Below are 14,193 nucleotides of genomic sequence, written 5' to 3'. Positions count from 1 at the left end.
ACTTCTCCCAACAGCACCCATACCCCCAGGCCCAGCATCCAGATCAAAACGGACGGCGTTCAGGGCGGAGATGTCTTTCAGTTCGATACACCATTTGGGTTTACCGGCACTATAGAGCCCGGCTTTGAGGATCTGGCTGGCCTCCAGGCCAAACCAGCCTGGTTCAGGTTGACCGGTAAAATCGGGGGAGACAGCGGTCGACAAGGCCATGCTGACGCTGACCACATCTCCGGATTTTCGTACGTCGCTGATGCCCGCCCCGGTTTCGACACGAAACGCAGCCTGGGCAATATGGCTTGCCGCACCCAGTAGTGCGTGACCGCAAATCGGCGCTTCTTTTGAGTCCGGGTAAAAAAAACGAAACCGGACATCAGCTTGCTCGCTGGGCGAAATCACAACAGTGACAGGAATACCAGAATCCATCGGATTTTCCGGTACTTCAGAGATCGCCATCAGATTACCGCCCACATCCTTGCGCTTACCAAATACGTTATAAATATGCATCTTTCAGTCCAGATAGGGTTCAACAACAGACAAACAACGATTTACCGTGTCTTCTTTCTCTCCGACCGGAGCCACATAGTGGATTGCGTTTTTAGCAGCCTCCACACTCGCTAATTTCGCGATGAGCCAGGTGGCAAGATACTGAGATGCCAGACAGCCTCCTGCTGTTGCGACCGACTGGGATGCATGAAAAGGCTGCTCAAGCACCACTAATCCGGCGTCCATCGCCCAGGGCTGTGTGGTCAGGTCGGTACAGACAGACGCGTTATCCAAAATGCCTAATGCCGGCAACAGCAGCACACCAGAACACTGAGTGGCAATCAGCTGTTTTTGCGGGTTCAGCGTTAATGTGCTCATGAGTGATTGGTCGGCAACGATCTGCCGGGTCAGCGACCCGCTGCCGATGATGACTGCATCGGCCTGATTGGCGTAGGACAGAGGTTGGTGGGCGGAGATGGTTAGTCCATTCATTGAGGTTACTGTCGGCGTGGGACTGGTGATCTGCACCTGCCAGTTCTCGCCTTTGACCCGATTCAGTATTGAGTAAGCAACCAGCGAATCCAGTTCATTGAATCCTTCGAAAGTCAGTATGGCTATTTTCATTGCAGCATCCTTTGCAAAGCGGAGTGATACGCTAGATTAACGAAAGACAGATTACCCTGATTTAACAGCCAGTTGCCAGCCCGAATTCACCCGGTTCATTGTCCCGGACGCGGCACATTTTCATCGCTGACATTCTGCTCCTGAATAATCTCTTCCGCCCACTCCTCATCTTCCGCCTCAGCTTGCAGGCCGTTCTCCTTTTGTGCGGCAGACGGTTCAAGATACAGCTCAGTAAATAAAGCGAAATGATCCGATCCGATAGACGGCAGACGCTGGATCTGGCGCAGTCTGAAATGGTGGCTGTGGAAGATGTGATCCAAAGGCCAGCGCAGAAACGGATAGTCGGCATGGAAGGTATTAAACATTCCCCGCCCCACACGCGGGTCCAGTAAGCCGCTGATCTTTCGAAATAACCGCGTGGTCGACGACCAGGCAACATCGTTCAAATCACCGGTCACAATAATCGGCTGTGCGCTGTCAGATACACTGCGTGCCACCAGTATCAACTCGGCATCCCGTTCGGCCGAGGCCGGATTTTCAGTCGGGCTTGGCGGCGCAGGATGCAGAAAATGCATTCTGATTTTTTCGCCACAGGGAAGCACCAGCAACGCATGCATGGAAGGCACATCGTCTTCGATCAAAAACTCAACACTGGTATCCTCTAAAGGAAACCGGGCATAAACATGCATGCCGTAGAGATTATCCAGGGGACACTTCATGGTATAAGGCAATTGGGTTTCAAGCGTATCCAACTGAGACTGCCACCAGTCGTCCGACTCCAGCGTCACCAGCACATCGGCCTGATACTGATGCACCAATGTGATTAACTTATTCGCCTGGCGGTTCGGTGTCAGCACATTGGCTGTGATGATGCGCAACCGCCTATGCCCGTTCTCACCGTTCGCCGCCTTCACCTCCTGACGCCAGAGCCGCGTATAAGGCAAAATCCACCACAACTGCCAGCCCAGACACACAAAGCACACCACAATAACCAGCCAGTGTGCGTGAGCAAAAGCATTAGCAATCAGCAAAAACAAAGCAAATACCGCCAGTTGCAGACGAGGAAAATCCCAGCCGCGCACCAGCCAGTGCGGATGCCGCCATAAGGGAAGCAGCGTGGCAATAACAAGTAACAACGTCAGAAACGTTAGCGCATCAACCATAACATTTGCTCTGAAACCCAACATTCACCATTCGGACCATGCAGGAAGGTAGTGCTTCCTGCCCTAAGTATTGAGTTTAGAAGGTGTTTTTTACGCTGGGGATATTTCAGCATCAACTTGAGTGCCAGGTTCACTTTTCTCTGACCGGTTAATAGCCCTATCAGGCACTCTGTTGCCGCAATCATTCAGCCAATGGCAAAATCGAATTCTATTTATGCCTTTTGTCAATAAATATATTGTAATGAGAATTAAACTCAGTTAGATTCCCGAACCTTCAATGACAACTTATAATAAGCAAACACAATGAAGGCGAATGCCAGATACCAATCACTGCTTTTGGCTGCAATAGCCAGTTATACCGTGCCGGTTTTTGCGGCAGATACAACACAATCCACGACGTCGGAAGATACCGAAACGATTACCGTATATGGTCGGGCACTGTCCATGTACCGGGCGCAGGAAACCAGCTTTGCCACCAAAACCCCAACAGCAATCGACGATACACCGCAATCCGTTCAGGTGCTGCCGCAACAGCTGATTGAGGATCAGGGTGCGCGCCAGGTGACTGACCTGTACCGCTCTATCAGTGGTGTGAGCCAGTACTCTTATTCCGGTGTGACGTTCCGTGGCTTCCGTCAGGACGAGATTTTGTACGATGGGGTTCGCGGGGATCCGTTTAATGGATTTGCGATCCCTCAGTTGTTTAATATCGAGCAGGTAGAAGTTCTCAAAGGGCCCGCGGCGGCAGTAACAGGCAGTGGTGAACCCGGTGGTGTGGTGAACTATGTCACCAAAAAACCGACCTACCACACGCAGCGACGTGTCTCGGTCACGGGGGGAAATCAGGATTTTGTCAGCGGCAGCGTTGAACTGTCAGGTTCAGTGAACGCAGAGCAATCTCAGCGTTACCGTGTCGGCATTTATCAGGATCATGAAAACCCGTCTCGCCAAAATACCGATGTCCGTAACCGAATCATCGACTTGGGCTATGCCTGGGATATCACAAACCAAACCACAGTGACGGCACAGCTGACTGATATCCAGCAGCACTATGGCGGGGCCCGTTTACGTGGGGTGCCGGCAGATGATCAGGGTAACTTCCTGGCCGACATTGACTGGAATGCCAACGAAGCCTCCGATTATCAGGACTTAGACGCGCAAGTGTATCAGGTGCGTGTCGATCAGTATTTGAACGACTGGCTGAGCGGCGATGTGACCCTGCGTTATTACGAAAATAACGAAACGCAGAAATACCATGAACCGGCCGGTCTGGTCGATACCGACAGTGACGGTATCCGGGACTGGAGCAAACGTGAATACCGTGATCAGATTCGTCAAAACAAAGCGGGGTCGCTCACAGCTAACCTGATTGCAGAGCTGGGTGATCACACGCTATTACTGGGTGGCGATTACTATCGCATTGATGAAGATTATGTTTACTACCGGGCCAAAGAAAAAGATGGCGTCACCGGGCTGAGCCTGAACGATCCAGCCTATGGCAATGATCCGGCCAGCTATCAGCTGTCGCTGGCGAAACAAACCGCTTCTGAGTCGGAACGCTACGGTGTGTACGTCCAGGACCAGTGGGACATCACCGGGCGCTGGAATGTCCTGGCGGGCCTTCGTCTGGATGGCTTCAAGGATCAGGTCACTGATCAGGTGAAAAACACGGTCAGCGAATACAAAGGAACGGGCTGGTCTTACCGTTTGGGATCGACCTACCAAATCAGTGAACAGCTGCACCCTTATGCGGTCGTCGCGACCGGTTTTGTGCCGCAGAATGCCGCCAGTCAGGCCGCCTCAAACGGTGGGCCTTTCGACCCGGAAGAGAGCCTGATGTATGAAACGGGACTGCGCAGTTACTGGCTTGATAATGCCGTCAACGTCAACCTGGCATTCTACCGCATCATCAAAGAAAACATTCTGCAGACCGATCCGGCAGATACTGATCGCTCAGTGGCTTACGGCAAAGTGCGCAGCCAGGGTGCAGAAATAGATGTGCTGGCAGATCTGACCGAAAACTGGACCGCAAACCTCAGCTACGCCTACAACGATGTGGCAGTGAAACAAGCCTATGACGGTGTGGCAGATGGCGAAGACGGCCGTTTTGCCAATGCGCCGCATCAACAGCTTGGCCTCTGGACGCGCTACGATATTGTCGTACTTAACTCTGCCATTGGTTTTGGCGCCGACTATGTCAGCAAGCAATATAACCAAAGTGGTCAAATCGTAAAGCCATACACAGTGTTCGATGCTTCGTGGCAGACTCACTGGCAGGACTGGCAGTTCCAGCTCAATGTGAAGAATCTGTTTGATAAGGAATACGCCGTCAGTGGCTTTATTGACCGGACCGGGCATTTTCCTGGCGAGTCGCGCCGGCTTTACCTCACCGCAAGTTACGATTTTTAATACTACAGGTCTGGCGATATGCCAGACCTTCGCTGTTTTAGGCAGCGTTTATTCTGATCTTGGATAGTGATAATTACAGGTATCGACAATGAAATGGTTTTCTTTGGCTGCATGGATCACAGCGCTGATCGGCGGGACGATAAGTTTTTTTGCTTCGGCGGTGACCGTCACAGACAGTCAGGGGGAATTTACCCTGGAGACTGTGGCCAGCCGGATTGTCGCATTGGAGTTTTCTTTTGTTGACGCCCTGGCGGCGGTGGATGTCAGTCCGGCCGGCATTGCAGACGATAATGACCCCAGCCGGATACTGCCGGCCGTGCGTAAAAAGCTGGCAGCCTGGCAATCTGTCGGGACCCGATCTCAGCCAAGCCTGGAAGTGATTGCATCACTCAAGCCGGACTTAATTATTGCGGATGTGGATCGCCATTCGGCCGTCTATCGGGACCTCACTAAAATTGCGCCAACCTTATTATTACCCTCACGTCGGGAAACCTATCAGGATAACCTCAGGTCGGCTGCCATTATCGGTAAGGTAATCGGTAAAGCTCAGCAGATGGCAACACGTTTGAAGCAACATGACCAGTTGATGCAGCACTACGCGCAACAACTCACTTCACTGCGCGGGCAAAGTGTGCAATTTGGCGTAGCTCGCGAAAATGGTTTTTATGCGCACGCTTCCGACTCGTATGCCGGTGGAGTAATCGCCGCACTGGGACTGGCATCACCCGCCATGCTGAAACATGAAAATGCGTCTCGCCAAATCAGCCTGGAGCAATTGCTGGCGCTAAACCCGGACTACCTGATTGTCGGGGATTACACTGCCAATACCCTAGTTGACCAATGGAAAAAGCAGCCACTCTGGCAAGTGCTGAATGCGGTACGCAACCAGCATGTGGTCAGTGTCGATGGCAATATGTGGGCACGTTGCCGGGGCATTTTAGCAGCCGAATACATGGCGGCCGATCTGGTAAATCTGGTTCAGTTGCCATGAAGGGATCGCATCGCCGGCAATTCGCGAGTGTCATGCTCACCCTGCTGTTGCTTTTTGCAACCGTAGCCTGGTTGTCGTTATTTACCTTTTCCCCGGTTCCGGTTTCCGGACGTGATGCGATTGAAGCTTTGTACCAGCCGGATTGGCAAAAAGTGGCCCATATCATAGTGCAGGATATTCGTTTACCACGGATGCTGGAAGCTGGATTGGTCGGGGCCAGCCTGGCCTGCGCCGGTGCGTTAATGCAGGGACTCACCCGAAACCCGCTGGCCTCACCCAGTTTGTTTGGTGTGAACGCCGGTGCCGCGTTAGGCATGGCACTGGTGACAACCGTGTTTGCCGTTTCTTCTCCGGTAACTGGCCCGGTCGCTGCTATGCTCGGCGGCCTGAGTGCCTGGGTGCTGGTGATGATACTCGGCGGTGCTTGGAAAATGGGCGCTGAACGTGGCCAACTGGTTCTGGCGGGGATCGCAATTTCAGCTCTGTGCGGGGCGCTGACCAAAGCCAGCGTCATTCTGGTAGAAGATCAGGCGGCCAGCGTAATGACCTGGCTTGCCGGGTCATTTGCCAATGTCCGCTGGGAAACCTTGCAGTGGAGCTGGCCGTGGCTGATCAGTGCCTTGAGTCTGAGTGTGCTGCTGGCACCGAAAATCAATCTGCTGGCAATGGGCGATGAGCGCGTGAAGAGCCTCGGCGTGAACCTGACCGCGCTGCGTGCGCTGATCGGCCTGGCGGTGCTGGTACTGGTGGGTATCAGTGTTTCCAATGTCGGCGCGATTGCATTTGTCGGGCTGGTAGTACCGCACATGGCACGGCTGATGGTGGGTTACGATCATCGCATCATGTTGCCTGTTGCCATGCTTCTGGGCGCAACCCTGACACTGACCGCCGATATTCTCAGCCGGGCTGTCGTATTCCCGACCGAGACACCGGCAGGTGCGGTACTGGCCCTGATTGGAGCGCCTTACTTTTTGTATTTAGTGAGGAAACAACCATGAGCCACCCTCTCCGACCCATTGCATTTCTTTTAATGCTCCTGATGTTTTCGGCACTGGGCAGCTTACTTTGGGGCGCCGTAAATCTGACTTTTGCTCAGGTCAGCCACGGCTTTGTGGCATCCAGCGAGCACTATTTCACTGTGTTCGAATACCGCTTTCCACGCATTCTTATTGCGTTGCTGGTGGGCGCAATGCTGGCCAGTGCCGGTGTACTGATTCAGGGAGTGATACGTAATCCGCTTGCATCACCGGATATTCTTGGTGTGAGCCATGGTGCCGGGCTGGCAGCCGTAGCACTGATGACACTGTTTCCCACCCTGTCGGTATACTGGCTGCCGGGCGCCGCACTGGCCGGAGGGTTGCTTTCCGCCGTGATTTTAGCCTTGGTGTGCGGCAGGAAAATGGCACCGGTACGCTTAGCCATTACGGGTGTAGCGCTGGCCGCATTGTACGGCAGCGCCATTGATTTCCTGATGCTGACACAACCTCTTGAAATCAATAATGCCTTGCTCTGGTTGACCGGCAGTTTGTGGGGAAGAGGCTGGTCACAACTGGCGATGCTCTGGCCATGGTGGTGTTTATTGCCGGTTGTACTGTGGCTGAGCCATGCGCTGAATCTGCTGACGCTGGGTGATGAGCGGGCAACCAGCCTGGGTATTTCGGTGTTCTGGGTCAGGGTCGGCGCATTGCTGGTGGCAGTGGCCTGGACTTCCGCAGCAGTTGCGGTATGCGGCCCCCTGAGCTTTCTGGGATTAGTGGCACCGCATCTGGCACGCCAGCTCGTTGGCGGCCGCCATCAGATCCTGCTGCCGACAGCAATGCTGGTGGGAGCATTACTGCTGCTGGTGGCCGATTTACTGGCACGTACCATTGATCCACCGCTGGAGCTTCCCGCCGGTATAATGACAGCTATCATCGGGGTGCCCTACTTTTTGTATTTATTAGTGAAAATGAGATAAACCACATGCGCTTAACAACAAATAACCTGACCGTGGGTTATGGCAAAGGCCCGATCATTCAGGGAGTGAATGTGGCGATTCCTGAAGGCAAGATCACCGCATTATTAGGCCCGAATGGCTGTGGCAAATCGACTCTGTTAAAAACCTTATCCCGGATTTTGACGCCCGAAACCGGCCATGTACTCTGGCAGGGGGAAAGCATTTCACAGATACCATCGCGTCAACTGGCCCGGCAACTGGCACTGCTTCCTCAATCTCAAGAGCCGCCAGAAGGTGTCAGTGTCCGGGAGGCGGTCGCTTATGGTCGAAGTCCTTATACAGGTTTCTGGGGACAACTGTCGGCACAGGATCGTGTGCTGGTTGAACAAGCAATGACGGCAACAGGGGTAATCACTTTTGCTGAACGTCCGGTGACTGATCTGTCCGGCGGACAGCGTCAGCGGGTCTGGCTGGCAATGACACTGGCGCAGGACACGGATTATATCCTGCTGGATGAACCGACGACCTATCTGGACCTCAATCATCAGGTGGAACTGATGAAACTGTTACGTACACTCAACCAGCAAGGCAAAACCATTGTAACTGTGCTGCATGACATCAATCAGGCCTGTCGCTACTGTGACCACTTAATTGTGATGCAAACCGGCAACGTAGTGGCGGAAGGTACACCAGATGAAATATTAACGGCGGAGCTTTTATCCAACGTCTTTGCGTTGGATGCTGAAATTCATCAGGATCCAATTGCAGCCACACCCATGTGCGTTGTGCGTTAGGGGTTGATAAAATTCGGGTCGGCTCACTGCATTGCCAGTTTCATGTGTACCCAACTGGGACTATTTGCTCTGAAACCCAACATTCACCATTCGGCCCATGCAGGAAGGTAGTGCTTCCTGCCCTAAGTATTGAGTTTAGAAGGTGTTTTCACACTGGGGATATTTCAGCTAGATCCGCTTCACAATGACTCATCATTCATCCGCTTTTTTACTCACAATCTCTGGCTGGCTCATAGGTTGCGCATGGCGATCAAAAAAGGGGTTCGGGCGCCCTTTCCCGGTTAGCTTCCAGCTCAGAATTTTCAGCAATACGCGAATCATCATCGGCCAGACACGGTTATTCCGCAGTATGTCTTCAGGTAATCGCGGGTTGGCATGTTGCGGGTAGGCATGCGCACGGACCGGGCCAAGGCGCTCTTCCGTTCTGTCTTGTGCTGCTATCACTTTTTCGATTAAGCCCACAAAAGGAAAACTGGGCTTGAGGGTGTTTGCTATCGGCGTTTTGCAACATCCGGCATACCAGCGAAATAAGCCTTCCGGCGTCAACCGTAAACAGCGAATGTGCTCACTGCCATTTGTCCATTGCACACTGGCCGGACTGAGCTGAAAAATCGCCGTACCCCGATGTGCCGTGAGTATCCGTTCAGGCGACAACTGCTCGGCAAATGCCTGACAATCTTTGCAATAGCACACCACGCGGTTGCCGGACGACGGCGTGGGCACATCGGCTTTTCCCTGTATCTGACCGCATTCACAACTCAGCTGAATTGTCGCCATGCTGCTTTCTCCCTGTTCAATGATATTTATTGTGTTGTCGCTGACGGGTTTGCTTTGACGTCGGCCATACTGGCATTCAAATCCGACACCATCCGCTCTTGCAACTGTAAGGCATACTCTCTCAGACGCTTTGCATTATTCGCAAACTTTGCACCGCCACATGCTATCCCTTTGTAGGTAATATCCGGGCTTGAATAAACAGGCAGCCACTCATCTGCATAGGCCATCACAGTACCTTTCCCACCACATCTATAACCAAATGCATAAGGCCGGAATGCGTGTTGCTGATGTAATGCCGTGATCTCTTTCAATTCATCTATTCGCACATCTATCTGATCTGAGAGAGTATCTATATCATGCTCGGCACCGGCCAGGTGTCCTAGTTCATGCTCAAGTATGTCACTGCTGCAGGCTAAATCAGCAATAAAGAACTGAGGGTAAACATCCACATATGTCATGCCGCACTGTTCCGGTAATGTGTTTGTAGATCGCTTAGTACTGAACAGCACGCCATAATAATGATTGGGTCTGGACGCGGACGCCTCAATCTGCTCAAAGTGATGGTACTCAAGCAAGTCGTGTACAAGTGTAATCTCATCAAACTCCACAAGATTCAGTTCATCAGCAACCACAACCTGATGAAATGTACGACGCATAGGCACGCAAGAGTTTTTCAGAATCTGGTTAGATGCTTGTATCCAACTGTCGATAATACCGCTCCTGACAAACGGCGAATAATCCTCCATCGCATCTTTCGACACAAAAAAGGTAATCGGGGTATCTACGACGTCCGTCATTTCGCATTCAGGCAACTGCAACTGATTAGATGAAGCGGCACCATCAAAAGAAAGCGTTAAAACAATTAAATACAATAGGATAGATAACACATCAGATTCTCGCTACTAAGAAGAGTCCACTATAACAACCATGATGCATAACATCGCATTGTATTAAGGTTAATGTGCGACGATGCACATTTCCTCAACTCAACGATTTCAACTTATCCCGGACAGACACATTTTGGCTGTCCTCAGTTATAGTGTTACAACCTGCCAGTGAAAGAGACGAGTCAATGCCGGATAAGCTCAACGATTTCAGTACCAAACTGCTCATCAATCAGGCGTTAATTGATCATCAAATCGCCTGCAGAGAATTGCTGTACGACTTTAATCACTCGCGCCCCAGTGAGCAGCAAAAACGGCAAGACATCCTGAGCAAGATCCTCAAACAATGCCAGGGCACACATATTGAACCGCCCTTTCGCTGCGACATGGGCAGCAACCTCTCGATTGGTAAAGGCGGGTTTATTAATTACGGTCTGATTGTGCTGGATATTGCACCCGTCTCTATTGGCGACCATGTGCTGATAGGCCCAAACGTTCAGCTTTGTGCCGCCGGCCATCCGGTTCTGTTATCAGAACGGGTACAACCCTATGCCTGTGGCGATCCCATCACGATTGGCAATCATGTGTGGATTGGCGCTGGATCCATTGTGCTGGGAGGGGTTTCGATTGGCGATAACACAGTGATTGGCGCAGGCAGTATCGTGGTGAAAGACATCCCTTCAAATGTGATCGCTGCCGGTAACCCATGCAAGGTTCTCAGAAGCATAGATCATGGTCAATTACCCACAGAAGAAGAGATTCAGGCGTTATATCAGCAATTAGGGTTAAAAGAGTAAATGTCCATCCTTAAACATCATTGCTGACAACGGATATCGTTTTCTCTATTACAAATCGTCATAAATATCATCGTCTTCTTCCAAGGCCGAACCAATTGACCATTCATCTACTCGCTGAAAACTCAAACCTGTAAGATTAGCCTCACGAAATGCCTGCACAACAATTTCGTGGAACAGGAATTTAGGCTTCTCTTCCAATGTGAATACTAATCGTTTTTCTAGAGGGATTTTATCTAGTACATTTTCATCCAATGATAACACCTCTAACGTAAAATCATCATCTACATAAGTGCCATCTATTTCTGACCGTCCATGGTGGATTGCTTTATGATGATTCCAGATATGCATGTAATAGTGTTCTGACCAAATTTTATCACCATTGACGATATTGGTTTGATAAAAATCCACGCCAGGTAAGTTAAACGGTGCCAGAACTTGCCTAAATTTTTCAGAGACCAACTGCTCTGCGGTTTCATGATAGTCACACGGCTGAAATTTGGCGAGATTACCTTCTGTAATTTCAACAACGCCAGGGCCAAGAACATGATTTTTAAAAGACCATAGAGACATTAAATGATCTAACCCTTCATCAGAATTCTCCGCCATATCTAACATGTATGCGCCTGACTCATGATTTTCTCTCAAAATATAGTACTGACTGTCGTATTTCATGATTACAACTTCCGATGAATCCGAATATGTTGATCTGCATGCTGAATCTTATGCGCCAAATCTGGATGAAAATATAATGCCTCATCATCATAGGCCAAACAAACTTGTTCTCCGGATTGAATGGCACTCGCGACCTTATGCAAGGGTTTCGCCTGAACAAACTCGTATTCCCAATCCTCTTCATCGAAACGCACCATAGCCGGCAGGGTATCGATATTCTCAGTAATCTCTAATTCATCGCTAATGTACATGCCAGGGAAAAGAGTAAAATCAAGGATAACTTTTGGCTCGTCTGAATAAAATTTTGTCTTTGCTACTTCCGCTAGCAGACCCGGTTGTTGAAAGCTTTGTTTGATCCATTTTTCCATCAGATGATCTCCACAGGTGTTAATCTAACTCCTGATACATTTAGCTGACTTAAAATCAACTTAACTTTTTCGTTAACAATAATTTTCCAGCAATGTTCCTTTACTCTAAAGACATCATGAACAATATTGGACTTAGCTAATTTTTTTGAATCAATTACCATTCGAGTAACTGTTTTGTAGCTTTCACAATAATTACTGTATCTCCTTGCTTCGGAGGCATACTCATTGAGTAATGGATATGAAGCAAAAACATTCATGTGATAATAATTTTTATATAACTTTCCGTCATTATTAACTAAAACAGGAAAAAATTGCACCCCACGAATATAATTAGACGTAAGTATGTCTACAATATTTTGTATAGGCAATAAGTCAAGCGCCTTAAGAACATCTGACATTCCTCTTTCGCTATATTGATCATCGATATAGACTTTAGGCGGAGAGTTATAGAACAGAACCCCTATCTGGCTATAATCAAGGATATCGATGTAATCTTCATCAAAATAAAATGAAGCCTCATCTTCAATAAACCCTCCTTCTAGAACATAATAGTCCATTTACCCACCAACTTTATCAAGAATACTTATATCATTAAAATAATATTCAGGTATATAAATTCCCCCCTAACCACAACACTTAATAGATTCAACTTCATTACAATTAAATTAAATCATTGTATCTTTCATTTCTTACAATTATATAAGTGTATTGACCATTCATCTACCCGCTGAAAACCCAAACCTGTGAGATTCGCCTCACGAAGTGCTTGCACAACTGTTTCATGAAATAAGAATTTAGGCTTCTCTTCCAATGTGAATACTAATCGTTTTTCTAAGGGGATTTTATCTAATACATTTTCATCCAGCGACAATACCTCTAACGTGAAATCATCATCAACATAAGTACCATCTATTTTTGATCTTCCATGATGGATTGCTTTATGATGATTCCAGATATGCATAAAGTAATGCTCTTTCCACACTTTACCATCATTAATGATATGAGCCTCATAATAATCAACACCAGGTAAATCAAATTGTGACAAAGATTTTTTAAATCGCTCTGAAATTAATTGTTTTGCAGTTTCATGGTAATCACAAGGGAAAAACTTTGATGTATCACCATCATACACTTTCACTTTTCCTGGCCCTAAAACTCGACGACTAATTGAACGTAATGACATCAGGTGGAATAACCCTTCATCAGTACCCTCAGTATGTCCAAGCATATATTCGCCTGACTCATGGTTTTCTCTCAATATATAGTACTGGCTGTCATATTTCATTTTGCCACATATCCTATAGCTTCAAATTTACCGATTTAATTTTTTAAGCTTTGTACTACTAAAGACTGTCATAAAGTTCATCATCATCGAATGTTGATCCGATAGACCACTCATTAACACGAATAAAACTCAAACCTGTGATATTCGCCTCACGAAGTGCTTGCACAACTGTTTCATGAAATAAGAATTTAGGCTTCTCTTCCAATGTGAATACTAATCGTTTTTCTAAGGGAATTTTATCTAATACATTTTCATCCAACGACAATACCTCTAACGTGAAATCATCATCAACATAAGTACCATCTATTTTTGATCTTCCATGATGGATTGCTTTATGATGATTCCAGATATGCATATAATAGTGTTCTGACCAAATTTTATCGCCATTGACGATATTGGTTTGATAAAAGTCCACGCCAGGTAAGTTAAACGGTGCCAGAACTTGCCTGAATTTTTCAGAAACCAATTGTTCTGCGGTTTCATGATAGTCACACGGTTGAAATTTGGCACGATTACCTTCTGTAATTTCAACAACGCCAGGGCCAAGAACATGATTTTTCAAGGACCATAGAGACATTAAATGGTCTAACCCTTCATCAGAATCCTCCGCCATATCTAACATATATGCGCCTGACTCATGATTTTCTCTCAAAATATAGTACTGACTGTCATATTTCATATTATTACCATACATGTAACTTCCAGATGAACCTGACTAGCCCCAGGCCTCTGAATCAAAGTTTATTACATTCAGCCGTATCCATCATTAAAGCCCCAGTGAAGGGGCCGACATTAATCACATTATTTATAGCGATTACAAATCATCATAAAAATCATCGTCGTCGTCTTCAAAGGCAGATCCGATAGACCAGCTATCGACACGGCGGAAGCCTAAGCCACTGAGGTCAGCGGCACTGAGGGCTGCAACGACAGATTCATGAAACAGAAATGTTGGGTCTTCTCTCAATCGAAAAACCAATCTTTTTTCTAAAGGCACTTGATCCAGCACC

17 protein-coding genes are annotated in these 14,193 nt (G+C 48.5%); 6 read left to right on the top strand and 11 right to left on the bottom strand.

The window, feature by feature from the left end:
* The 3 genes from P0Y67_RS20755 to P0Y67_RS20745 all read right to left on the bottom strand — a co-directional run.
* The coding region (locus P0Y67_RS20755; protein WP_342393385.1) for a PhzF family phenazine biosynthesis protein at positions 1 to 504 on the bottom strand (504 nt) is incomplete at its 3' end.
* A 3-nt stretch (positions 505 to 507) separates the two neighbouring features.
* Positions 508 to 1,107 (bottom strand): DJ-1/PfpI family protein, encoded by a 600-nt coding sequence (locus P0Y67_RS20750; RefSeq protein ID WP_342393384.1) that lies wholly within the window; start codon positions 1,105 to 1,107, stop codon positions 508 to 510.
* Between the two features lie 95 nt (positions 1,108 to 1,202).
* Complete coding sequence (locus tag P0Y67_RS20745) at positions 1,203 to 2,270, bottom strand: endonuclease/exonuclease/phosphatase family protein (RefSeq protein ID WP_342393383.1); 1,068 nt, start codon at positions 2,268 to 2,270, stop codon at positions 1,203 to 1,205.
* A 303-nt stretch (positions 2,271 to 2,573) separates the two neighbouring features.
* On the opposite strand from P0Y67_RS20745, the gene P0Y67_RS20740 reads away from it, so the two are divergent.
* The 5 genes from P0Y67_RS20740 (at position 2,574) to fecE (ending at position 8,400) form a co-directional block, all read left to right on the top strand.
* A complete protein-coding gene (locus tag P0Y67_RS20740) occupies positions 2,574 to 4,679 on the top strand; it encodes a TonB-dependent siderophore receptor (RefSeq protein WP_342393382.1) in 2,106 nt (701 codons plus the stop codon).
* An 88-nt stretch (positions 4,680 to 4,767) separates the two neighbouring features.
* Positions 4,768 to 5,670, top strand: coding sequence for a Fe(3+) dicitrate ABC transporter substrate-binding protein (locus P0Y67_RS20735; RefSeq protein ID WP_342393381.1), 903 nt, complete (start codon positions 4,768 to 4,770; stop codon positions 5,668 to 5,670).
* On the top strand, positions 5,667 to 6,668 hold the full coding sequence (locus tag P0Y67_RS20730; RefSeq protein ID WP_161446378.1) for an iron chelate uptake ABC transporter family permease subunit: 1,002 nt from the start codon (positions 5,667 to 5,669) through the stop codon (positions 6,666 to 6,668). The genes P0Y67_RS20735 and P0Y67_RS20730 overlap by 4 nt, the downstream gene beginning before the upstream one ends.
* Entirely contained in the window at positions 6,665 to 7,627 is a 963-nt protein-coding gene (gene fecD, locus P0Y67_RS20725) for a Fe(3+) dicitrate ABC transporter permease subunit FecD (RefSeq protein WP_342393380.1), read from the top strand. The genes P0Y67_RS20730 and fecD overlap by 4 nt, the downstream gene beginning before the upstream one ends.
* Positions 7,628 to 7,632: 5 nt before the next feature.
* Positions 7,633 to 8,400, top strand: coding sequence for a Fe(3+) dicitrate ABC transporter ATP-binding protein FecE (fecE, locus tag P0Y67_RS20720; protein WP_161446380.1), 768 nt, complete (start codon positions 7,633 to 7,635; stop codon positions 8,398 to 8,400).
* Between the two features lie 192 nt (positions 8,401 to 8,592).
* On the opposite strand, the gene P0Y67_RS20715 is transcribed toward fecE, so the two are convergent.
* Both P0Y67_RS20715 and P0Y67_RS20710 read right to left on the bottom strand, forming a co-directional pair.
* The gene (locus tag P0Y67_RS20715; RefSeq protein WP_342393379.1) at positions 8,593 to 9,177 is read right to left on the bottom strand and encodes a DUF6151 family protein; all 585 of its coding nucleotides are present in this window, start codon (positions 9,175 to 9,177) and stop codon (positions 8,593 to 8,595) included.
* Positions 9,178 to 9,203: 26 nt separating this feature from the next.
* Positions 9,204 to 10,064, bottom strand: coding sequence for a hypothetical protein (locus tag P0Y67_RS20710; protein ID WP_342393378.1), 861 nt, complete (start codon positions 10,062 to 10,064; stop codon positions 9,204 to 9,206).
* Positions 10,065 to 10,249: 185 nt separating this feature from the next.
* On the opposite strand from P0Y67_RS20710, the gene P0Y67_RS20705 reads away from it, so the two are divergent.
* Positions 10,250 to 10,858, top strand: a complete 609-nt coding sequence (locus P0Y67_RS20705; RefSeq protein WP_342393377.1) for a sugar O-acetyltransferase — start codon at positions 10,250 to 10,252, stop codon at positions 10,856 to 10,858.
* 48 nt (positions 10,859 to 10,906) lie between these two features.
* Here the strand turns inward: P0Y67_RS20705 and P0Y67_RS20700 are convergent, their stop codons facing one another.
* From P0Y67_RS20700 to P0Y67_RS20675, 6 genes are all read right to left on the bottom strand, one after another.
* On the bottom strand, positions 10,907 to 11,530 hold the full coding sequence (locus P0Y67_RS20700; protein ID WP_342393376.1) for a hypothetical protein: 624 nt from the start codon (positions 11,528 to 11,530) through the stop codon (positions 10,907 to 10,909).
* Between the two features lie 2 nt (positions 11,531 to 11,532).
* Entirely contained in the window at positions 11,533 to 11,898 is a 366-nt protein-coding gene (locus P0Y67_RS20695; RefSeq protein ID WP_342393375.1) for a hypothetical protein, read from the bottom strand.
* The gene (locus P0Y67_RS20690) at positions 11,898 to 12,455 is read right to left on the bottom strand and encodes an imm11 family protein (protein ID WP_342393374.1); all 558 of its coding nucleotides are present in this window, start codon (positions 12,453 to 12,455) and stop codon (positions 11,898 to 11,900) included. Before P0Y67_RS20690 ends, P0Y67_RS20695 begins: the two co-directional genes overlap by 1 nt.
* A gap of 125 nt (positions 12,456 to 12,580) precedes the next feature.
* On the bottom strand, positions 12,581 to 13,183 hold the full coding sequence (locus P0Y67_RS20685) for an imm11 family protein (RefSeq protein ID WP_027253186.1): 603 nt from the start codon (positions 13,181 to 13,183) through the stop codon (positions 12,581 to 12,583).
* A gap of 58 nt (positions 13,184 to 13,241) precedes the next feature.
* The gene (locus P0Y67_RS20680) at positions 13,242 to 13,862 is read right to left on the bottom strand and encodes a hypothetical protein (RefSeq protein ID WP_342393373.1); all 621 of its coding nucleotides are present in this window, start codon (positions 13,860 to 13,862) and stop codon (positions 13,242 to 13,244) included.
* 135 nt (positions 13,863 to 13,997) lie between these two features.
* On the bottom strand, positions 13,998 to 14,193 hold a 196-nt coding region (locus P0Y67_RS20675), incomplete at its 5' end, for a hypothetical protein (RefSeq protein ID WP_342393372.1).

This window comes from Photobacterium sp. SP02 (assembly GCF_038519165.1).
Classification (GTDB): Bacteria; Pseudomonadota; Gammaproteobacteria; order Enterobacterales; family Vibrionaceae; genus Photobacterium; species Photobacterium halotolerans.
The sequence above is the reverse complement of the archived record's forward strand: the minus strand, read 5'-3'. Positions and strand labels throughout refer to the sequence as shown.

Coding starts and splice junctions, on each gene's coding strand:
- P0Y67_RS20740 (WP_342393382.1), top strand. CDS start 2,574: ATGAAGGCGAATGCCAGATACCAATCACTGCTTTTGGCTGCAATAGCC.
- fecE (WP_161446380.1), top strand. CDS start 7,633: ATGCGCTTAACAACAAATAACCTGACCGTGGGTTATGGCAAAGGCCCG.
- fecD (WP_342393380.1), top strand. CDS start 6,665: ATGAGCCACCCTCTCCGACCCATTGCATTTCTTTTAATGCTCCTGATG.
- P0Y67_RS20690 (WP_342393374.1), bottom strand. CDS start 12,455: ATGGACTATTATGTTCTAGAAGGAGGGTTTATTGAAGATGAGGCTTCA.
- P0Y67_RS20685 (WP_027253186.1), bottom strand. CDS start 13,183: ATGAAATATGACAGCCAGTACTATATATTGAGAGAAAACCATGAGTCA.
- P0Y67_RS20745 (WP_342393383.1), bottom strand. CDS start 2,270: ATGGTTGATGCGCTAACGTTTCTGACGTTGTTACTTGTTATTGCCACG.
- P0Y67_RS20695 (WP_342393375.1), bottom strand. CDS start 11,898: ATGGAAAAATGGATCAAACAAAGCTTTCAACAACCGGGTCTGCTAGCG.
- P0Y67_RS20705 (WP_342393377.1), top strand. CDS start 10,250: ATGCCGGATAAGCTCAACGATTTCAGTACCAAACTGCTCATCAATCAG.
- P0Y67_RS20750 (WP_342393384.1), bottom strand. CDS start 1,107: ATGAAAATAGCCATACTGACTTTCGAAGGATTCAATGAACTGGATTCG.
- P0Y67_RS20735 (WP_342393381.1), top strand. CDS start 4,768: ATGAAATGGTTTTCTTTGGCTGCATGGATCACAGCGCTGATCGGCGGG.
- P0Y67_RS20715 (WP_342393379.1), bottom strand. CDS start 9,177: ATGGCGACAATTCAGCTGAGTTGTGAATGCGGTCAGATACAGGGAAAA.
- P0Y67_RS20700 (WP_342393376.1), bottom strand. CDS start 11,530: ATGAAATACGACAGTCAGTACTATATTTTGAGAGAAAATCATGAGTCA.
- P0Y67_RS20730 (WP_161446378.1), top strand. CDS start 5,667: ATGAAGGGATCGCATCGCCGGCAATTCGCGAGTGTCATGCTCACCCTG.
- P0Y67_RS20680 (WP_342393373.1), bottom strand. CDS start 13,862: ATGAAATATGACAGTCAGTACTATATTTTGAGAGAAAATCATGAGTCA.